At 58.2% G+C, this 20,471-nt stretch carries 19 protein-coding genes and 1 pseudogene; 12 read left to right on the top strand and 8 right to left on the bottom strand.

Annotated features, from left to right (window positions below):
• Positions 1 to 105: 105 nt before the first annotated feature.
• From EOHIBHHM_RS25015 to EOHIBHHM_RS25000, 4 genes are all read right to left on the bottom strand, one after another.
• On the bottom strand, positions 106 to 516 hold the full coding sequence (locus EOHIBHHM_RS25015; protein ID WP_497259717.1) for a GlcG/HbpS family heme-binding protein: 411 nt from the start codon (positions 514 to 516) through the stop codon (positions 106 to 108).
• Positions 517 to 688: 172 nt separating this feature from the next.
• The gene (locus EOHIBHHM_RS25010; RefSeq protein WP_497259715.1) at positions 689 to 889 is read right to left on the bottom strand and encodes a DUF7835 family putative zinc beta-ribbon protein; all 201 of its coding nucleotides are present in this window, start codon (positions 887 to 889) and stop codon (positions 689 to 691) included.
• 369 nt (positions 890 to 1,258) lie between these two features.
• Complete coding sequence (locus EOHIBHHM_RS25005) at positions 1,259 to 2,980, bottom strand: glycoside hydrolase family 13 protein (RefSeq protein ID WP_497259713.1); 1,722 nt, start codon at positions 2,978 to 2,980, stop codon at positions 1,259 to 1,261.
• A 33-nt stretch (positions 2,981 to 3,013) separates the two neighbouring features.
• A complete protein-coding gene (locus EOHIBHHM_RS25000; RefSeq protein WP_497259711.1) occupies positions 3,014 to 4,723 on the bottom strand; it encodes a glycoside hydrolase family 13 protein in 1,710 nt (569 codons plus the stop codon).
• A 139-nt stretch (positions 4,724 to 4,862) separates the two neighbouring features.
• Here EOHIBHHM_RS25000 and EOHIBHHM_RS24995 point away from each other — a divergent pair, with 139 nt between their 5' ends.
• The 11 genes and pseudogenes from EOHIBHHM_RS24995 to EOHIBHHM_RS24945 all read left to right on the top strand — a co-directional run bounded on the left by EOHIBHHM_RS24995 (position 4,863) and on the right by EOHIBHHM_RS24945 (position 15,137).
• Positions 4,863 to 6,731 (top strand): ABC transporter substrate-binding protein, encoded by a 1,869-nt coding sequence (locus EOHIBHHM_RS24995; protein ID WP_497259709.1) that lies wholly within the window; start codon positions 4,863 to 4,865, stop codon positions 6,729 to 6,731.
• Between the two features lie 12 nt (positions 6,732 to 6,743).
• Complete coding sequence (locus EOHIBHHM_RS24990) at positions 6,744 to 7,754, top strand: ABC transporter permease (protein ID WP_497259707.1); 1,011 nt, start codon at positions 6,744 to 6,746, stop codon at positions 7,752 to 7,754.
• Entirely contained in the window at positions 7,741 to 8,943 is a 1,203-nt protein-coding gene (locus EOHIBHHM_RS24985) for an ABC transporter permease (RefSeq protein WP_497259705.1), read from the top strand. Before EOHIBHHM_RS24990 ends, EOHIBHHM_RS24985 begins: the two co-directional genes overlap by 14 nt.
• A gap of 1 nt (position 8,944) precedes the next feature.
• Entirely contained in the window at positions 8,945 to 9,997 is a 1,053-nt protein-coding gene (locus EOHIBHHM_RS24980) for an ABC transporter ATP-binding protein (protein WP_497259703.1), read from the top strand.
• Positions 9,994 to 11,124 carry an ABC transporter ATP-binding protein gene (locus EOHIBHHM_RS24975; RefSeq protein ID WP_497259701.1) on the top strand — a complete coding sequence of 377 codons (1,131 nt, stop codon included), beginning with the start codon at positions 9,994 to 9,996 and terminating at the stop codon, positions 11,122 to 11,124. The genes EOHIBHHM_RS24980 and EOHIBHHM_RS24975 overlap by 4 nt, the downstream gene beginning before the upstream one ends.
• A 33-nt stretch (positions 11,125 to 11,157) precedes the next feature.
• Positions 11,158 to 11,364 (top strand): hypothetical protein, encoded by a 207-nt coding sequence (locus tag EOHIBHHM_RS24970; RefSeq protein ID WP_497259699.1) that lies wholly within the window; start codon positions 11,158 to 11,160, stop codon positions 11,362 to 11,364.
• A gap of 25 nt (positions 11,365 to 11,389) precedes the next feature.
• On the top strand, positions 11,390 to 11,845 hold the full coding sequence (locus tag EOHIBHHM_RS24965) for a universal stress protein (protein WP_497259697.1): 456 nt from the start codon (positions 11,390 to 11,392) through the stop codon (positions 11,843 to 11,845).
• Between the two features lie 75 nt (positions 11,846 to 11,920).
• Positions 11,921 to 13,000 carry a TrmB family transcriptional regulator gene (locus tag EOHIBHHM_RS24960; RefSeq protein ID WP_497259695.1) on the top strand — a complete coding sequence of 360 codons (1,080 nt, stop codon included), beginning with the start codon at positions 11,921 to 11,923 and terminating at the stop codon, positions 12,998 to 13,000.
• 17 nt (positions 13,001 to 13,017) lie between these two features.
• Positions 13,018 to 13,224: pseudogene (locus EOHIBHHM_RS24955) on the top strand (RNA-guided endonuclease TnpB family protein); the annotation flags it as partial.
• Between the two features lie 120 nt (positions 13,225 to 13,344).
• Positions 13,345 to 13,977, top strand: coding sequence for an outer membrane protein assembly factor BamB family protein (locus EOHIBHHM_RS24950; protein WP_497259693.1), 633 nt, complete (start codon positions 13,345 to 13,347; stop codon positions 13,975 to 13,977).
• A gap of 959 nt (positions 13,978 to 14,936) precedes the next feature.
• Entirely contained in the window at positions 14,937 to 15,137 is a 201-nt protein-coding gene (locus EOHIBHHM_RS24945; RefSeq protein ID WP_497259691.1) for a hypothetical protein, read from the top strand.
• An 87-nt stretch (positions 15,138 to 15,224) separates the two neighbouring features.
• Here EOHIBHHM_RS24945 and EOHIBHHM_RS24940 read toward each other — a convergent pair whose 3' ends face one another.
• The 4 genes from EOHIBHHM_RS24940 to EOHIBHHM_RS24925 all read right to left on the bottom strand — a co-directional run bounded on the left by EOHIBHHM_RS24940 (position 15,225) and on the right by EOHIBHHM_RS24925 (position 19,511).
• Positions 15,225 to 16,433 carry a CBS domain-containing protein gene (locus tag EOHIBHHM_RS24940; protein WP_497259689.1) on the bottom strand — a complete coding sequence of 403 codons (1,209 nt, stop codon included), beginning with the start codon at positions 16,431 to 16,433 and terminating at the stop codon, positions 15,225 to 15,227.
• A gap of 196 nt (positions 16,434 to 16,629) precedes the next feature.
• Complete coding sequence (locus EOHIBHHM_RS24935; protein ID WP_497259687.1) at positions 16,630 to 17,595, bottom strand: transcription initiation factor IIB; 966 nt, start codon at positions 17,593 to 17,595, stop codon at positions 16,630 to 16,632.
• A gap of 20 nt (positions 17,596 to 17,615) precedes the next feature.
• Entirely contained in the window at positions 17,616 to 18,059 is a 444-nt protein-coding gene (locus EOHIBHHM_RS24930) for an FAD-binding oxidoreductase (RefSeq protein WP_497259685.1), read from the bottom strand.
• Between the two features lie 615 nt (positions 18,060 to 18,674).
• On the bottom strand, positions 18,675 to 19,511 hold the full coding sequence (locus EOHIBHHM_RS24925; RefSeq protein WP_497259683.1) for a helix-turn-helix domain-containing protein: 837 nt from the start codon (positions 19,509 to 19,511) through the stop codon (positions 18,675 to 18,677).
• A 357-nt stretch (positions 19,512 to 19,868) separates the two neighbouring features.
• Here EOHIBHHM_RS24925 and EOHIBHHM_RS24920 point away from each other — a divergent pair, with 357 nt between their 5' ends.
• Positions 19,869 to 20,459: a DUF7344 domain-containing protein gene (locus EOHIBHHM_RS24920; protein ID WP_497259681.1), complete on the top strand. Its 591-nt coding sequence runs from the start codon at positions 19,869 to 19,871 to the stop codon at positions 20,457 to 20,459.
• The last annotated feature ends 12 nt before the right edge of the window (positions 20,460 to 20,471 follow it).

Below are 20,471 nucleotides of genomic sequence, written 5' to 3'. Positions count from 1 at the left end.
CCACTCACCCGACCGCACGCTGCCGTGCGGTCGGGTGAGTGATGACTTGCACTCGTTACTATAGTATCGATACACTCAATTCGATGACTCCGGTCTTTGGGGGGTCTACAGCGATTCGAACGCTTCGACGGCAGCCGACGCGACACTCACGTCCTCCTCCGCGCTTCCACCTGAGACGCCAACAGCTCCGACCACGCGTCCGTCAACCTCAAGCGGAATTCCGCCACCGAACGTGACGATTCGACCGTCGTTTGTGTTGCCAAGCCCGTACAGCGATTCGCCGGGCTGCGAGACCTCCCAGATCGTCTCTGTATCGAGTTTGAGCGACACCGAACTGTAAGCCTTATTCTGGGCAATGTCGATGCTCGCAAGCAGTGCATCATCCATGCGGTGAAATGCGACGAGGTTTGCCCCCTCGTCCATGACCGCAATACACATCGGGACATCGATCTCCTCGGCTTTCTCTTCGGCAGTGTCCACGAGCTGTTTGGCGACGTCGAGTGATATCTCTGTCATCTCTGCTGGTCTGATAACCGCATCTATCCATAACGATTTAAAATTTTGTGCGCTCGGGGGTAGCCGGATATGACTTCGAGGAGCCGGCTACACAGTGGGGGAGAAAACATCACGGACATCTCGCCAGGGAGCGGCTGTCGCTAAAAGAGTAGTCTGTACAGTGGTGGCTGTCTCAGGCGTTGTTCATCCGCAGCGTCGTCTCGGTTTGACATTCCATGCAGGTCGCCACGCGATACGGTTCGCGGGAGTACTCTGCGTTCGTCGGCTTTGAGCTCTCTATCCGGAGCTCCACCCGGACCTTGTGGAGCGTCTCACGTGCGCATTCCGAGCATGCTTCGGTGACTCCGTCGAGGGCGGATGGTTTGGTTGCCATAGCAGTCTGTTGGAGTCGCGGAGACCGAATAAAGAGAGAACTCCGTCTCGAATCGTTTCACTCCGTCTCAGATGCTTCCAATCGTTCACCGCACGACGGTGACTAACCTTGAGACGCATCGAGCATCGACGAGGCGGTTCACTCGTCGCTAAGCTAGTTAGGGATCGAATACGCGCTGAGAAGGGCAGAATCGGCACAGCGACAGTCGCTCGTGGAACTGTCTCCCCACCCGACCGCACGACAGCGATCGGGTGTGTGATGACGTGCACTCGTTACTAGAGTTTGGAAGCTGAATATTCAGTGCGAGACCATATACGCTGAGACTCGGTAGCACCAACTGTGTCAAAACGGTGTCTGGACCGGTTATGCCTAGAGTTGGTAGACAATCGCCTCGAACGGACGGAACTCGTGGGCAGTGGGGTCAGTCGGACTGTTGTCGTAGTTGCTTACGATAACGTCCGAATCCGTGATTTCCACCGATGGACAGTCGAAGAGAGCAGGTTCGGTTGACCAGTTGAGGACGACGAGAATCGCATCGTCACCAAGTGTTCGGCGATAAGTATAGAGGCGCTCGTGGTTGGGGAGCAAGAGTTCGTACTCACCGTAGACGAGGGTGTCCGATTCGTGTCTAAGCGCGATGAGTGACTGATAGTGGTGCCAGATGGACTGTTCGTCAGCAAGTGCCGCTTCAACGTTGATGTCGTGATAGCTCTCGTTGGCTCTGAACCACGGCACGCCGTCAGTGAAGCCAGCACTGGGGTTACCCGACCACTGCATCGGTGTTCGTGCGTGGTCACGACTCTGGTAGTTAACGAGGTCACGTGCCTCCTCGAAGGAATCAATTTTCCCTGCTTCGATGAGCTCCCGAACCTTCCCAATAGTCATTACATCGTCGAGTTCGTTGAGGCTGTCAAACTCGTCGTTCGTCATGCCGATCTCCTCCCCCTGGTAAATATACGGGGTGCCACGCAGCGTCAACAGAAACGTGGCGATGAGTTTTGCACTCTCCTCGTGATATTCTCCGTCGTCACCAAACCGCGAGACAATTCGAGGAACATCGTGATTACCGAGGAACAATGCGTCCCAGAACTCGGATGCGAGTTCGTTTTGAGCACGGGTTACGATTTCCTTGAATTCTGTAAGGTCCCACTCTCCCCACCCCTCGGGGTCCCACGGTCCATTCGGACCATCGTCGACGGCCAAGTGATTGAACTGGAAGATCATGTCCAGTCCGCTTCCACCCTCAACGAGATAATCAGCGGCCTGGTCAATACTTGTCCCACCCATCTCGCCGACAGTCATGACGTCGTAGTTCGCGAGGGTATCGTCGTAGACTTCCTGGAGATATTCGTGGATGCGAGGGCCGTGAGCATACTGCTCGTGTCCTACGAGCGGTTCGTTTGGATCACCGTCAGGGAGCCCCTCAGGTTTCGAAAGAAAGTTGATTGCATCCATACGGAAGCCGTCTATACCTCTCTCGAGCCACCAGGTGACCATCTCCTTGATGTCCGCTCGAACATCTGTGTTTCGCCAATTGAGATCCGGTTGGTTCTCATCGAATATGTGGAGATACCACTGTTCACGCACCTCATCGTAGGACCACGCCGGACCGCCGAATATGGATTGCCAGTTGTTCGGGGGGGTATCTGGTGACCCGTCGCGCCAGTAATAGTAGTCCTCGTACTTGCCCTCACGCCGTCGTGAGTTCCGGAACCACTCGTGTTCCTTCGAGGTATGGTTGATGACGAGGTCCATGATGAGTCGCATGTCCCGTGCATGTAGCTCAGCTACTAACTCCTCCCAGTCAGCCATTGTCCCGAACTCGTCCATGACCGAACGGTAGTCACGGATGTCGTAGCCGTTGTCGGCGTTCGGTGATTCATATACTGGACAGAGCCAAACGACGTCGACGCCTAATTCGTCGAGATAATCGACCTTCTCTGTGATTCCTGGGATATCGCCAACCCCGTCGCCGTTGCTGTCGTTGAAGCTTCGCGGATAGATCTGATAGACGACGGCTTCCTTCCACCACTGTTTCTCGATGTCAACACTTCGTCTCTGGGTCGTCGTTTGGGAATCGTTGTGAGTCATGGCTGTGATTTGGCAGTTGGTTTTGTGGCGCTACTACGGGGTGAGATAGACGCGAGCTTCGTACGGGCCGAGTTCAAACGATGGTCGTGGCGCTGTCGGTACGTCGGTATTCGCGAGAGCGAGTTCGAGTTCGTCGAGAGCGATGCTGTCGGGTACGACGAACTCGACCGGATCCGTTCCGAAATTGAGGACGACGAGGCCACGTTCGTCGCCAAGCGTTCGTGTGTAGGCAAAGATAGCAGGGTGGCTCGGGAGGAGGAGATCGAACGCTCCATATACCAAGACGTCACGGTCGTGGCGGAGCTCGATGAGATCCTGATAGTAGTGCCAGACGGAGTTTTCGTCAGCGCGGGCGTGTTCAACGTTGACTGTCTCGTAGTTCGAGTTACAGCCGATCCACGGGTCGCCGTCGGTGAAGCCAGCGTGAGGCGCATCCGACCACTGCATCGGGGTGCGAGCGTTGTCTCGACCGACATACTCCACTGCATCACGAACATCGTCGTAGGACTCGGCATCGCCCTCTTCGAGTGCCTCTTCGACGAAGTTCACCGCCTCGACGTCCCGAAGTTCGTCTGGGGAGGCGAACGACGCGTTCGTCATCCCGAGTTCCTCACCTTGGTAGATGAACGGCGTCCCCTGGAGTGTGTGGGTGAGTGTTCCGAGGAGCTTTGCGCTTTCTTCGCGATACGTGCCGTCGTCGCCGAAGCGAGAGACCATCCGCGGCTGGTCGTGATTGTTGAGATACAGACTGTTCCACCCCTCGTCTGCGAGGCCGTTCTGCCACTTCGCGATGATCTGCTTGAACTCGACGAGCGACCAATCACCGGCGTCCCATTTGTGTTCGTCGTGGTCGAAAGAAACGTGCTCGAACTGGAACACCATCGAGAGACCATCGACGCCAGGGCCGACGTACGTCTGTGCGTCGTCGACGCTGGCACCAGGTGTCTCCCCGACAGTCAAGAGTGACTCGTCCGAGAGCACTTCATCGCGCATCTCACGGAGATAGTCGTGGATGTTCGGGCCGTTGAAGAAATGCTCTGCACCAGTCAGTCCCCCATCCTCGTTACCATCGGGGAGTCCGTTCGTTTTCGAGATGAGGTTGATGACGTCCATCCGGAAGCCATCGATCCCCTTCTCCAACCACCAGTTCATCATCTCGTAGACTGATTCACGAACGTCCGGGTTGCGCCAGTTCAGGTCCGGTTGGTTCTCGTCGAACAGATGGAGATACCACTGGTCGCGTACTTCGTCGTATGTCCACGCAGAACCGCCGAATACCGACTCCCAATTGTTCGGGGGGTCGTCTCCGTCGTTGGTGCCATCGCGCCAGATGTAGTAGTCCTCGAACGTACCGTCGCGTCGACGCGATCGCTGGAACCACTCGTGTTCGCTCGATGTATGATTGACGACCAGGTCCATGATGAGACGAATGTCTCGTTCGTGGAGTGCACTCAGGAGCTGTCGCCAGTCATCCATCTCTCCGTAGGCGTCGTTAATCGAGCGGTAGTCGCTGATATCGTAGCCGTTGTCAGCCTGCGGCGACTCGTAGACGGGACAAAGCCAGACGGCGTCCACACCAAGGTCGTCTAAGTAATCAACTCGCCGCTCGATGCCACAGAGATCGCCGATACCGTCGCCGTTGCTGTCGTTGAAGCTTTTCGGATAAATCTGGTAGACGATCGCCTCTTTCCACCACATGCGGTCGACCCCTGCTCTCGTCTTGATAGCGTCTTTCGTAGTCATTGGTCAAGTCCGATCATATCTCTCACACTCGCTGCTACTTGCTACGGTCATTGACCATCGACTTATACAGATACAAAATCGCGAAGAACGGCTTCTACCCGAAATTTTATTCGGGTGTGTGTAACAATCGTAGATGACCATGATGGACAATGACAATGGGAGCGGCAACCGACCGCCGCTTTCACGGCGGCGATTCGTACAAGCGCTCGGAGCAACCGGGGTCACAGCCGGTTTCGCGGGCTGTGGTGGCCAACAAGCGGTTGAAACGACGGATTCGTCGTCGAATAACACCGGAAATGACGCGGCCGACACCGCGACACCGGCCCCGGTCGACAGCGAGACCAAGCGGAAGATTCAGGAACTCGCGTACGTCACGAACCAGACTCTTCCAGTCCTCCCGCTCCAGGAGAAACTCGCCCAGTCGTTCCAGACGACCGACGACTGGTCCGTTCCCTCGAAGGACAGCCCGAAAACGCAGCTCTACTGGCCGACCGAGTGGCTCCCCCGCACCGGCGCGTGGAGTCAGTCCGACGGGGCCAACGACTCGAAGCTGACACTGGCACAGTGGGCAGTGCCACAGGATTCGCAGTACAACCCGTGGAACGGCAAGAACTTCGCCGAGCCTCGGCGGATGCTGTTCGATCGGTTCATGCGGTACAACCTCGCAAAGCAGAAATACGAACCGTACCTCATCTCCGACTACTCGCTCGACGGGAAAACCATGACCCTCTCGGTTCGTGAAGATCAGACCTGGCACAACGGTGACCAGGTCACTGCCACGGACGTCGCGAATCAGATCAAACTCGACATCTACAACGGCGGGAGCCTCGGCCAGTTCGTCGCCCCCGAGGACACGGGGAAGGTCTCAGAGCGTGTGACGACGGCCGACGACTCCACCGTCGAACTGTCACTCACGATGGCGGCGAACGAAGAAGTCCTTCTCGCGTATCTCCAGCCGAAGTACCTCGTCGCTCACGAAGGAACTTACGGTGAGTACGTGCAGCGGTTCGACGATGCAGAGTCGGACGACGCTCGCTCGAAAGTGCTGGGTGAGCTGACGAGCGAGACTGTCCCCGAGCCGGTCGGCTGCGGCCCGTTCCAGTTCGAAAACGCGGACACCCAACGGACCCTGCTCACGAAGTACGAAGAGCATCCGGACGCTGGTCAGATCAACTTCCCGGAAGCTGAGTACCTCTATATGCCGTCGAATCAGAAGCGCTGGAACGCGCTCATCAACGAACAGACCGACGGGTCGGCGACGCTGTTCATGCCCTCGAACAAGCTCAATCAGCTCCCCGACTCGGTGCAGGTCAGTCTCATCCCGCGTCACTGGGGACTCGGCCTCGTTTTCAACTTTGAGAAAGAACCAGTCGATGACCCACGCGTCCGCAAGGCGATTGCACACGTGATCAACCGCGAGTCGGTGGCGAAGAACTCCGGTGCTGGCACCAACTCGAAGGTTGCAGTCACGTATCCGAGCGGCCTGACCGGCGAGTTCAATGGTCAAATTGAGAACCACTGGCTAGAGGGCGTTGCAGATAAGTTCGAGACGTACGGTACGAACAAGTCGCAAACCGACAAGGCTGCCGCACTGTTGGAGGAGGCAGGCTACCAAAAGCAGGGTGGCACGTGGAAGAAGAACGGAAAGGCACTGAGCATTCCCATCAAGGGGCCCGCCGGGTTCTCTGACTGGGTTTCGGGCGCACAAACGGTCGTCTCACAGCTCCAGCAGTTCGGCATTAAGGCTGAAGCCGTGATGAAAGATACCTCGACCTACTGGGGGAAGGACTACACCAACGGTGATTTCGTCGTCGGACTGCAGGGATGGGCGTCGTACGATCACTCCTATCCGTATTTCCACTTCAAGTGGATCTTCGACAGCTGGGACGCGAAAAACGCATGGAACCTTCCGAGTGAATTCGAGACCCCGGTCCTCCACGAGAAGGTTCGCGACAGTGAGACGGTGACGCCTGCAGAGATCGTCTCAGAGCTAGCCTCAAGTCAATAACGGAGGACACTCATGAGCTACATACTGAAACGGATTGGCCAATCGATACTCACCGTCTTCGTCGTGATCTCGGCCAGCTTCGGTCTCATCCGGTTGCTGCCAGGTGGCCCACTCGACTACTTGCGAGCCCAAGCGATTCAACAAGGCGGAAGCGACATGTCGATGGCCGAAATCAACGCCCGGATCGCCGCACAGACCAACATTGCAGTTGACGAGCCGGTGTACATCCAGTACATCGACTATATGGCTGCGATGCTTCAGGGCGACTTTGGCCAGTCCATCTGGTACGATCGGGCAGTCACGAGTGTGATCGGCCCGGCGATACCGTGGACGGTCTTTCTGACCGCATCGGCACTGTTTCTCGCGTTTACCATTGGGGTGTCGCTGGGAGCATTCATGGCTTACAAGGAAGGGTCGAGTTTCGACGTCGCCAGCACCGGTATCGGGTTGGTCCTCAACTCGACGCCCGGATACGTCGTCGCATTGCTGTCCGTGGCCTTCCTCGGTTACCGCTTCGACTTGTTCCCGACGGGCGGTCGCTACGCCTCTGAACTCACGCCAGGGCTCAACCTCCCGTTCCTGACGAGCGTGCTCTATCACGGCACGTTGCCCATCTTCTCGATGGCTATCGTCGGTTTCGGTGGGTGGGCGCTGAGTATGCGTGGCAACAGTATTCGTGTGCTCGGTGAGGATTACCTTCGCGTCGCCCGCCTCCGTGGACTACCGACGCGCCGTATCGCTATCCGATACGTTGCTCGCAACGCCATTCTGCCGATGTACACCGGGTTGATGATTGCCATCGGCACCGTCTTCGGTGGGGCAGTCATCATCGAGAACATCTTCGCCTATCCAGGTGTCGGCTTCTATCTGATTCAGGCGATCAACGCCCGTGACTACCCGCTGATGATGGGTGGGTTCATTCTCATCACAGTTGCGATGGTGATCGGGATCACGATCGCCGACCTGACGTACGGGTGGCTCGACCCCCGAGCCAAAGGAGGTGCGTCGCGTGAGTCCTACTGACCGAGATAGCTACGAGACACACAAGGAGGACGACACTACCGGTCTCGACGAGTCCGTCGCCCACGACGACCCAGCAACCGACCTCACCGACGTTGCACGTCCACGCTCGGCCATCACCGGTCACGCCCGAAACGGTCGCGTCGCTGCTGATGGCGGGACACCCACCTCGGAGTTCCAACAGATGGCCGAGATGTCGATGACTGACGGCGAGCGTCGTCGTCAGTGGTTCGAGGAGAAAGTCCTCGCGCCAGCCCGCATCGTCTGGGACGACTGGCGCGCCCGGACGGGTGTGCTCGTCGTCCTGTTCTACCTGTTTGTGGGGACGATCGGGCCGATGCTCGTCACAGCGCCACGACCCAATCAAGGGCCACTTCTGGTCGGCGCCTTCCGGACCCTCGAGTATCCGCTCGGAACGACGGCATCAGGGACAAATATTCTCTCGCAGCTCGTCTATGCGACGCCGTCGATGCTCATCATGATCGCCTCCGGAGCCGTGTTCACGGTTGGCCTCGGAACGGCGATCGGCACTCTTGCGGGCTACAAGGGTGGTCGCCTCGATAGCGGCTTGATGACCCTCACGGACATCATGATGACTATCCCCGGGTTGCCGCTGACGATTGTCTTGGCAGCAGCACTCGATATCCGGGGAAGCCCGGTCACTATCGGGGTCCTCATCACCATCAACGCGTGGGCTGGACTGGCCCGGGCGGTTCGGTCGCAAGTGCTTACGCTCCGCGATGCCGAATACGTTGAGGCCTCCCGGATCATGGGTATGAAAACCCCGACGATCATCGGCGGGGATATCATCCCGAATCTGATGCCGTACATCACGATGAACTTCGTCCAGCAGGCGCGGGCGGTTATCTTCGGGTCTGTTGGGCTCTACTTCCTCGGTGTGTTGCCGTACAACGGCATCAACTGGGGAGTGATGATGAACGCGGCTGTGAACCGCGCCGGGGCGACGTCCTCACCCGCCGCGTTTCACTGGCTGTTGATGCCGATGCTGACGATTATCGTTCTCGCGCTTGGGTTGACCCTCCTCGCACAGGGTGCAGACCGTATCTTCAACCCACGAGTTCGTGCCCGTCACGCGAAGTCGATTGCGGGTGACGACAGCGATGACGAGGGAGATGACCCGCCGAATAGGGGACTCAACGTGGGATGGCAGTCCGAAGGTGGAGGAGTCTGACATGCAACGAAGCAAACAACGCACAGGACGCAGCACCGCAGACCCAATCGTCGAGGTCCGCAACGTGAGCGTCACCTACGACTTGGAGCACCGTGACGCGATGGTCCTCGACGACGTCAGTATCGACCTCCAACGGGGAGAGATTCTCGGCGTCGTCGGCGAGTCCGGGTCGGGAAAGTCGATGTTGGCCAACGCCATGATGGACGCCGTCGAAGAACCCGGCATCACGACTGGTGATGTACGGTACTATCCAGAATCCGGGTCCGACCCGGTGAACGTCCTCGACCTTTCGGATCGAGAGCTGAAAGAACTCCGCTGGGAGGAAATATCGATGGTGTTCCAGGGGGCGCTTTCGTCGTTTAACCCCACGATGACGATTCGTGGGCACTTCGAAGAGACGCTGAAGGCCCACGACTACGACGTCGACGAAGGGATGGAACGAGCACATCAGTTGCTCTCTGACCTCTATCTCGACCCCGAACGGATACTGGAGTCGTACTCACACGAACTGTCGGGCGGCATGAGTCAGCGGGCGCTTATCGCGCTCTCGCTCGTTTTAGAGCCGAACGTCCTCTTAATGGACGAGCCGACAGCAGCGCTCGATCTCCTGATGCAGCGTTCGATTCTGAGTCTCCTTGATGATATCAAAGAGAAGTACGAACTCTCGATTCTGTTCATCACTCACGACCTCCCGCTCGTTGCTGGACTGGCCGATCGATTGGCCATCCTCTATGCCTTCGAACTCGCGGAGGTCGGCCCGAGTGAGCAGATCGTTCGGCATTCACAACACCCCTACACTCGGGCGCTGCTGAAGGCAGTGCCGAACCTCGATGCTCCGATCGAAACGATGAAACCGATCGAGGGGTCGGCACCGAATCCAGCACACACGCCAGAGGGCTGCCATTACGCACCGCGATGTCCACTTGCGACGAGCAAGTGTCATCGAGAGGCCCCACCGTGGGAGAACGTCGGCGACGAGCATCGGACAGCATGTTTCCACCACGAAGACGCAGAGGAAGCGGTCCCCTTCGAACAGGACGTGATGCAGTCATGAGCGACCGATACACTGACGACGACATCGTGATGTCGCTCGACGAGGTCTCCGTCCACTTCGAGAAAGAGCAGGGACTCGTCGACTCGCTGTTCAACGATCCCGACCGGGTACAGGCCGTCGACGATATCTCCATCGACATCGAGGAGAACGACGTGCTCGCGCTTGTTGGGGAATCGGGCTGTGGGAAGACGACCCTCGGTAAAACCATCATCGGCGTCCAGCGGCCGACCGAGGGCAGCGTGAAGTACCGCGGACAGGACGTCTGGGACGCAAAAGACGGGGTGGGGGACGTCGATATCCCCTACGGTGACATCCGGAAGGCGCTCCAGATCATCCATCAAGACCCCGGTGCAGCGCTTAATCCCAACCGGAAGGTGCTGACGTCACTGGAAGCACCCATCGAGCGATGGAAACCCGAGATGTCGACCGAGGACCGCCGGGCACGCATCTTCGCGCTTCTCAAGCGCGTCGGAATGGAGCCACCCGAGGATTACGCCCATCGATTCCCCCATCAGCTGAGTGGTGGTGAACAACAGCGTGTGGCCCTCGTACGGGCACTCCTGATGAACCCGGACGTCATCCTCGCCGACGAGGCAGTGAGCGCACTGGACGTGTCGCTCCGTGTCGAGACGATGGACCTACTCTTGGAGCTTCAAGAACAGTTCAATACGTCGTTCGTGTTCATCTCGCACACGCTGTCGAACGCCCGCTACCTTGCCGAGAAGGCTGATGGTCGTATCGGCATCATGTATCTGGGTGAGCTTGTCGAAATCGGGCCGCCCGAAGAGGTGCTCGGCGATCCGAAACATCCCTACTCGAAGGTGTTACGATGGGCAACTGCCGACCTCGATCCGAGCAGTCAGGAGATGGTCGATCCACCGGTCCGGTCGATCGATATTCCCGATCCAGTCAACCCTCCCTCGGGCTGTCGGTTCCACACCCGGTGTCCCGAAGCGCGGGAAGCCTGTACGACTGCTGCTCCAGAACTCGGCGACGATGAGGCGACGCCCGGAGCACACTGTGCAGCCTGTCATCGAACCGACCCGAACCACGAGTATTGGGAGAGCCAACCACTGGAGGGCGTCCATGACAGTGACGCCGTGACGACAGGAGAGGCCGATGATTAACCACGTTGACCAATCTCCGGGGAGGAGAGTCAAATGACTGCAATCTGGCGGATGTTCTTCGCTTTGAGCATCGTCCTGCTTGCATTTCTCGGCCTCTCCGTTCCCTACGTCGAACCAGGAACGGCAACCTTCGTCGTCGCGTTGTTGAGCTTTGGGATGCTTGGCGTGATGCTCGTCGGCTCGTCCGTCTTCATCTACTTCGACTGGGATCCGTTCGAGGAAATCGAACTGACCAGCTGACCCCATGAATAGCCAGACTACATCCATGCCACGTGCGCTTGTCGCCATCGAAGACACGGACCGTGACCGAGATGTCCTGCAACGAGCCAAGAAGTTCGCTATCGGAGCAGAGATCGACCTCGTCGTCGTCGCACTCGCGACCCCAGACGAGTACGCTGAGGTCGAGCGAACACTGGACGAAATCGGTCGCGCCGAACATACGAGTTACGACGAGGGCGCCGTTCTCGAAGGGCTATTCGGCGATGTCGACGATCTCGCACACGGTGTCCTTGGTGACGCTGTCGGGTACGAACTGCGAACAGTTGTTGCCGACACAAACGACCAGGCGACGTCCATCGTCGACATCGCACGTCAGACCGACTGTGACCATGTGTTCCTCGCTGGGGTCCGTCGATCACCGACGAAGAAAGCCATCTTCGGTGACCGAGCACAACAGGTCATCCTCGAGTTCGAGGGATACGTAACTGTCAGCATGAGCTGACAACCTTGCTTTTACTTCGACCGAGGACCTCTTACCACCTCGTCTCATACCCTTATCCACCAATATTCAACTCATATGGCTGAGGACTCACGACCCACGAAGACAATGACTGGTGCACAGGACGACTTAGCGCTTCGAGACGAACTCAACGTGTTTGGACTCTCAGACACCGAGATTGACACGTATCTCGCTCTGCTGTCACTCGGTGAGGCACCGACACGTGCTGTTGCCGATGAAGCCGACGTTACACAGCGGGCCGTGTACGGAATCGCTGAGCGACTCGAACGTCGAGGGCTCGTTCGCGTGAAAGAACACGCATCACCCACGACCATCAGTGCCTTACCACCGAAAGAGGCGATTGCGAACCTCTCGTCACGACTTGAAGCGCTGACCCCCTCACTCGAGGAGCGATTTGAACAGACAACAAATGAAGCTCCCGAGATACAGATTATCAAGTCTCGTGAGACTGTCCTCAAGCGATTGCAGAACGCACTCTCGGAGGCCGAAACAGAGGCGCTCGTTGCTATTCCCGACCACGTCTATCCAGAGATCGAATCAGAACTCAGGGACGCGGTCGATAAGGGCGTGTTCATTTTCCTCCTCCTCGGTGAGACTGCCGGCCCCAACGACGATACGCGAGATTTCACCGGTGTCGCAGACGTCGTTCGCTCTTGGGACGCTAGTATCCCATTCCTCTATACGGTCGACAACGAAGCGGCAATGATTGGTGACCCACACGTCCTCTCGTTGCAGCACAACGACAAAGAGGCTGTCACCATCTCACAGCCACATCTTACGTCGTCTGTCCTGGGGATGTATCTCAGCGCCTACTGGCCCGTCTCCACGATTCGACACGTGACAGACCCCGATTCGCTCCCTGCGTCGTACGACTGGTTCCGTGAAGCCGTCTTGCAGGCATTCCTCCATCGGGAAGCAGGACACGATTTGTGGGCTGACATCGTGACCGAAAGTGGCGCAGAACTCTCGGGGAAGGTGAGTGACGTTCGACAGGCATTCGTCGAGCCTTCAACGAATGACTTTACTCTCGAAACGAGCCTGTATCTCGAGACGGATGATGGTGAAGTGAGTGTTGGCGGTCCAGGTGCGTTTATCGAAGATTACCGGGCAGAGGCTGTCACACTTCGGTTTGAGTGAGGTAGATCCACACGTTTGGATATCGTCCGAAGCAGGCGACGTTCGAGTGGACGAACGACGACTATTGAGTGACGAGTACCAAGCGGACGCGGACGGAGCCGTGAACATCGCAGACCGCTACCTCAGCGGAGAGAGTCGTTCCAGAGAACACGAGAACGACGATGACTCGGCTGAGGATGGGGCGGGTTTGGCGTTTGATCGCGCCACAAGACAGCCAAGCCTAACGAAGCGCGGAGCGATTCGTTCGCACACTAGAAATCGGAGATTTCTGGGGACATCTTCAGGCGCGGGAGGAAGTCAAACAATCATCAAGCGTATATATCAGCGCTCGAGAATATGCGAGCATGCGACGCCGTGCCCTCCTCACCACGATTGCCACTGGTGGCACCGTGGCTACCTCCGGTTGCAGTACGACGAGACAGTCCTGTGGACCTCCCACGGAGACGTTCGACCGATCAGGCGACCGCTGGCCGATGGCCGGATACGGCCCGACGAACACTGCCCACGTCCCGTCCGGACCGTCGAGCGGCGAGAGACAGTGGCAGACCGACCGCGAGGCTGGCGAGGGACCTCGATTGAACGGCTTGTTCAGCACTCCCCTCGTCGGCGACGATTCGGTGTACGTTTCGATACGACAGCTCGATCGACACGAGTTGGACTCTCCCGGCTACCTCGTCGCGCTGGACGACGAGACTGGCGAGTTGCAATGGCGGGTCGAACTCCCGTCTCTGGCGAGCGGCGATCCAGCACTCGCGGATGAGACCATCCTCGTCGGGGATAGTGATGGGACGCTTCACGCGGTCTCCACCACGGGCGAGCGACGCTGGACGCAAGACCTCGGCGCAGGGGTCCAAACTCCAACGGTCTACTATAGCCAGGGTTCGTTGTCCAAGAATTCGTGTAGCCAAGACTCTCAGCTCTCGGTCACGATGACTCGGCTGCGTTCGGCCATATACGGATGGCCGTACCCGCAGTAGACCGTACACACAAACCCGAACGAACCGGTTGTGTTCACCACGAACCCGAGTTCGCTGGGCACCGTTGAGTGATGCCAGAGGTACACCGGTGGAGTGAGCGTTCCACCATACTCGGTTCCCCATCCAGAACCTGTCATCATTCCTGGGCCGTATCCCGGCATCGCTCCCGAACCATACTCACCCTTAGGGCCCTGCCTGGGTCCTTGACCACCCCACGGACCGTATGCTCCACCATGAGGCCCGTGGTGACCACCCCACGGACCGAACGGGGCACCACTTCCAGGGCCTTGCGCCCGATCATCGGGTCTTCTCCACATGAACTCGTCGTTAACAACGACGAGACTGTGATCCGGATACGCGGCCTCGGCCGCGTCGTGCAGGCTTTCGAGAGTAGCCCCCTGAGGAATAGGGATAGCCTGTCTGTTCCGTTGTGCCCGCTCCTCAGAGGATGGGATATTCCTACGTACTGCATCGGGGAGTTTGTCGATTGCGGCACTGGATTCAACGTTGAAGAGAGTGAGTCGTAGTTCGTCGCCGGGCGAAAGCGTTAGTTGGTCGAGTTCCGAGCCGCTCTCGTCTAAGAGGAAGTATCCCCAGTGATACGACCCGACGAAGGCCCGAACCGGTTCTGTTTGCTGGACACTGACCTCTGATTGGGCGTTCAGGTGGTGTGTAGAACCGTCTGGAGATCGTTGAATAAGTTGGTTCACACCCGCACATCCGGCTAGGGGTGTTGCGCCAGCAAGCGCAATCACTTCACGCCGAGTAATTGGGTTAGACAGCTCCTCCATAGTACGAGAAGAGGCGATGTAGACTAATGATAGTATTCCTACATTCCGTTCGGTTTGTAGTTCTACTATCGCCTACTCTCGCAGTTATCTACGTAATTTATAGTATCAGATATATTATTGAATTCGATCTCTATGCGTCACTATCTCTACCAGGTCCTACGATGGAGAATGGCTGGGTGGGCGTTTGAGGCCGAGTTCGGCGAGAACGCTCGGCATCTTGCCGAGCAGATCGTAGGTTTCTCGATAGGCCTTTCGGAGCTGGATTCGGAGGCCGTTGCTGGCACTCATGACCCATTCGGCGAACCCGCCGCCTACCGGGGCGGCGGGTTCGTCCGGGTTATCGACAACGATCCTGCTACTCGCGAATAGCGGACACCATAGTCGATCCCCGTTGTAGGGGGACTAGACGTCCGGTACGGACCACTATCCCGAATCGCGGACTGAATATGGAGATGTTCAGCCACCGAGCCACCAGCCGTAGAGCTGTTCCTGCACGTCTGTATCCCGATGCTTCTTCGAGTGGCCGTAGGTCTTCCCCTTGAGGAGCTGGCGTTCGATAGCGTTCGCTGCGAGGCGGAGGGCGTGGGCGGCACCGTAGCCTTCCCCATCGGCCGTGAAGTAGCCGCGGTCGGTAACCAGTCGAATCCCTGCCAGCACGAGCGGCACGCCCCGGCTCTGTTCCTTGTGCTCCTGCAGTTCGATGCTGGCCTTGATCACGCTCATCTCGCCGTACTTCGAGGTGACATTCTCGATCAGCGCGGAGACATCGTCGTAGTCCATCCCCTCGAGTAGGTCGAGCCCGAAAACCTGCACGGCGTTCCGGTCGTCGCGCTCCCAGGTGAGTGCCTCGATGACGTCTGTTTTCGTGATGATACCGACCGGCTCGTCGGTGTCGTCGGCCGTGACGACGAGCGAGGAGATCTCGTTCTCGAACATCAGCTCGACGACTTCGTCGAGCGGTGCGCTCCGCTCGACCGTCGCGACTGCGTCGGACATCAGGTTCCGTACCGGAAGATCGAGCATCCGATCGGCATCGCCCGCCCGCTCCCCGAACCCGCCACGGTTCTGGCCCCCGCCTCCGCGTCCACCGAAGCCGCTCGACGAACCTCCCTGGCTCTTACTGCCGCCCCGTGTCGTGAAGTCGATAACGTCGTACAGACTCAGCATTCCCGCGAGGTCGTCCCCGTCCACGACCGGGAGATGGGCGATCCCGGCTTCTCGGAGCATATTGAGCGCTTTTCCGATCGTGGTTTCGGGAGTCGCGCTGACCAACTCCGCCGTGTAGGCGTCGTCGACGGTCACTGCGTCGAGAGATGGACGCACAGCCTCGAGGACGGCATCGCCGGTCACCACACCGACAACGCGGTCGTTGTCGAGTACGGGGAGCGTTTTAGCGTCACTACCGATCATGAGCCGCGCGACCTCGCGGACGTCTTCGGTGCGGTCGACAGTCGGAACGTCTTGTACTTGTGACCCAACCTTCGCAGACGGCTGGTTGGACGAGGAAGCCAGCTGTCGACGGCTAACGACGCCGCGATACTCGTCGCCGTCCGTTACGATGACGGCATCGAGTTCTTGATTCTCGAACGCCCCGGCGACCTTCGAGAGCGGTGCACCGATGTCGAATTCGGTGTACTTTGAGGAGAGGATTTCTGAGATATCCATGTATGACTCTCTAGTAGGATGGTCTCTGGACGGTTATGCTTGTGCCACTCCGACCTCAGGGTCGAAGGCGTTCTGAGTGATACCTGAACGTCGAAACGAGGCGAGAGCCGAGTGTGAGAGGAGCTAAAGACTGGTGCGTCCACGGCGGACTAGGCACGACGTCACGGATCATCTGACCCGAGGTACGTCACCCATCTCAACCGATATCCATCGCCTCGAGTTGTTCTCGATATCGATTTCGGATCGTCACTTCAGTCACCTGTGCAACCTTCGCAACTTCTCTCTGTGTCATATTCTCGTTACAGAGGAGACATGCAGAGTAGAGTGCTGCCGCGGCAAGTCCCGTCGGAGACTTCCCCGACAACAGACCAGCCTCAGTAGACACGTCGATGATTTCAGTTGCTTTCCGCTGGACCTCTTCGCTCACCCCTAACTCTGAGGCGAATCGAGGCAGATACTGTTTTGGGTCGACCGGCTGCATCTCGAGCCCCAGTTCGCTCGCAATGTACCGATACGTTCGAGCGATTTCGATCCGTTCGATCCGAGCGACGGTGACGACCTCGTCGAGACTTCGCGGAATCCCCTCTTGGCGACACGCTGCATAGAGAGCGCCGGTGGCGACGCCCTCGATAGACCGCCCCCGAATGAGATCCTCGGCAAGTGCACGGCGGTAGATGACGCTCGCGACCTCGCGAACCGAACGCGGGACGCCGAGCGACGACGACATCCGGTCGATCTCCGACAGCGCGAACTGCAGATTACGTTCGCTTGCGTCCTTCGTTCGGATGCGTTCCTGCCACTTCCGGAGTCGGTGCATCTGACTCCGCTGATCTGCAGAGAGCGTTCGTCCAGCCGCATCCTGATTCTTCCAGTCGATGGTCGTCGTCATCCCATCGTCGTGCATCGTCTTCGTCGTCGGAGCGCCGACGCGGGACTTTGAATCCCGCTCGTTCTGGTTGAACGCCCGCCACTCGGGTCCGCGGTCGATCTGTTCTTCTTCGAGGACGAGCCCACAGTCGTCGCAGACCAACTCGGCCATCCCTGGACTCTGAACGAGTGTCGACGAGTCACACTCTGGACACGTTTGAACCGGGGAGTTCGACGACGTTTCTGTCTCCGTCTTCCCTCGATCGATTATCCGCTCCCGGGCGGGATTAGACATAATGGGTTCGTTCTACTCTTTCAGCTGTCGTTGTGCGATAGGTCATTGTATTGTATTCCGCTTCGAACAGTACGAGAGACGTCTCTCCTCTCTGTGGGCGACTCACGCCGTGGCAGTTGGAACTTGAAGGACGTGACGAGACTGACGCTCTCGCCACGCTGGAGTCTTCGGAAGAGACCGTCGTTTTCGGTCTCACTCGCGTGCACGAGTTCGCCGTCGGGGGTGACGATATCGGCTGACAGGAGGTTATCGATTATCACTCCATGCTTCCGGGAGAGCCAACTGAAGCCCCCGCCAAGGGTTAATCCACCGACACCGGTCGTCGAGTTGTACCCGACTGGTGTTTCGAACCCGAACGCGTGGGTCTCGCGGGCAAGTTCACCGAGCACGACACCCGGTTCCACGCGAGCAGTCTCCGTAGCCGGATCCACGCGGATCGAGTTCATCCGCGAGAGGTCGATCATGAGACCATCGTCGCCAGCAATCCGGCCAGCGACGCTCGACGCTGTCGCCACCCCCGTGTACCGAGATCGGGGTGTCGTGTTCGTTTCCGAACTGGACTGCGCTGATGACGTCTGCAGTCGAAGCACACTGGACGATGACTGCAGGATGCTTGTCTACCATCGCATTCCACACTGCTCGGGCATCGTCGTATCCCTCGTCTCCCGATCGGATCAGGTCACCACGAAGTGTCCCTGCGAGTGCAGCGGTCGATTCGACGTCCATGGTTGACTTTCGTACTGACATTGTGAACTCTATCGACGCGCGTTGCGAGAGAGACGAGGAGTAATCGAACTCTGTGACAGTCTGTTACCACGAGCGGGGGACAAGCATTGCCTTCGGTATCGATACCGAAACGAGCGGGCGGATCGTGGGATATCGACCTTCGCTCTACTATCATCGACAGCGGCCCTCCGATGTCGAAGCCGAGTAGATCTATCTCGTGTTGGTTGCCGCCCATCGGCGGAGAGTTTTGGGAGTATCGTCGGAGTGCAGAGAGCTGCTCTCCGGTGAAAATCGGCGAGTGGAGGCAGACGAGGCTCGCCGTTCCCTGACTGGCTACGATAAGCCCTACACGGTTACGAGTTCGTCGCTGGGGAAGTATCGGAGTGGACGACCCGCTCGACGACGATCGCGAGGGCACGCCGCATACGCTGAGAGAGTGCGCTGTCGCTGATCTCCATGTCCTCGGCAAGGTCAGTGAGGGTGATGCGCCTCGGAACCTCGAAAAAGCCGCGCTGATAGGCCATCACGAGCGCCTCGTACTGTTCGTCCGAGAGCGTTTCTGTCTCCTTCGGCGGAGACGGATTGTAGAGATGACGCAGCGTGACGGGGATACCCTGGTTCGTGAGTGCCATGTTGAACTCCGAGAGTTGTTCGTGTGTTCCAAACCGAAGCCGGAAGTCCCACGTCTCGGCTTTCCCTGTCGCTTCGAGGATCTTGGCGCGAGTTTCGACGAGAGCCGCAACGATACCGTTGATCTCGCTACTCCAGTGGACTTCGAAGAGCGTCTTCTCGTTGGTCGTCGTGAGTTGCGTGACGCTCTTCGTCTGCGGGCTCTTACCCAATGCGGCTTCGATGTCTGCACAATCGGTACCAGAGATCCAGAACAGTGGAATGATAGTCTCCTGCAGCGGAACGATTCGTTCGAGTTCGATAACGACCTCTGGAAAGTCCTGCAGGACGCGTCCAAGCTCGAAGGCATCTGCGGGAACGGTGATGTCGGCAATCACTGTCATTGGTGGTCTCGTCGATGCGGCGGTGAGATTGAGAGCAGTGTCATGAGTTATTGTAATGTGGTGGCAAATTACGAGGTCGAAGGCCAAAAGTCCAGGGTGTAGCTGATCAGGTTCGATATCGAAGGTGTGGGACGACGGCTCGGTACGCAACACTGCTTCTCCGTGTCTCTCGGTCACCCAACGGCCGTTCGGATACCTCTGAGGTAGCTAGAAAGTACGTCAGCAGCCACGACGAAGACGGTGATGAGTAGAGAAGTCGACAACTGCTCAAAAGAGGGCTCGATCAGCCTGCTCACAGAGAGTGTAGACACCGCGACGCGTGAATGTTGGCAGCGTGGAGGTGGAGGACGAACAGCCTGACGGGAACTGTCGTCCGCTCCCAACGTTCGTAATTCGCCGTTTTCAACGTTTCTCTGAGAGCGTGCAGAACAGACACGATAGAACACCAGACGTGAACGGTGTTGAACGGAGCTAAATCGCTTCTAACGGACGGGCCACTTTATCGATACCTGGTGTGTGACTCCAGGTAGGCCAATGAGTACCCAACCCACCTCGGCAACGACATCGTCCGGACAGGAAGCGACCACACAGCAACTGCGCCGAGATGACGTGTTTCACCTCCTGCAGAACGCGCGTCGGCGTGGCGTGGTGCGATACTTGAGCGAGCGCGGCGACGACGCGGTGTGCGAAATGCGGGACATTGCGGCACAAGTCGCCGCCTGGGAGAACGACAAACCAATCGCGCAGCTGGACTCGGACGAGCGACAGCGCGTGTACATCTCGCTCTATCAGAGCCATCTGCCGAAACTCGACGAGAAAGGTGTCATCGAGTACAATCAGAGTCGAGGCTGGGTCGAACCGACACCGCGACTCGAACAACTCGAAGCCTACGTGACGGATGATACCGACCCTGACGAACAGTCGACGGGTCCGAAGACGAAATCCAACACCGCCGACTCGACGTCGATGAAATACTACAGCGGCGCTACCGTCGTCAGCCTCGCGTTGTTCGTCGCAACTACGTTGGGAGTCGCGCCCGCTGTCATCGCTGGGTCGCTCGCCACGATCATCACGGGACTGTTCGGTGTGACGACCCTTGGTGTGAAGTCACGCGTGTTCCAGTAGGCGCTCCTCGAC

The organism is Halogranum roseipondis (assembly GCF_059695585.1).
The sequence above is the reverse complement of the archived record's forward strand: the minus strand, read 5'-3'. Positions and strand labels throughout refer to the sequence as shown.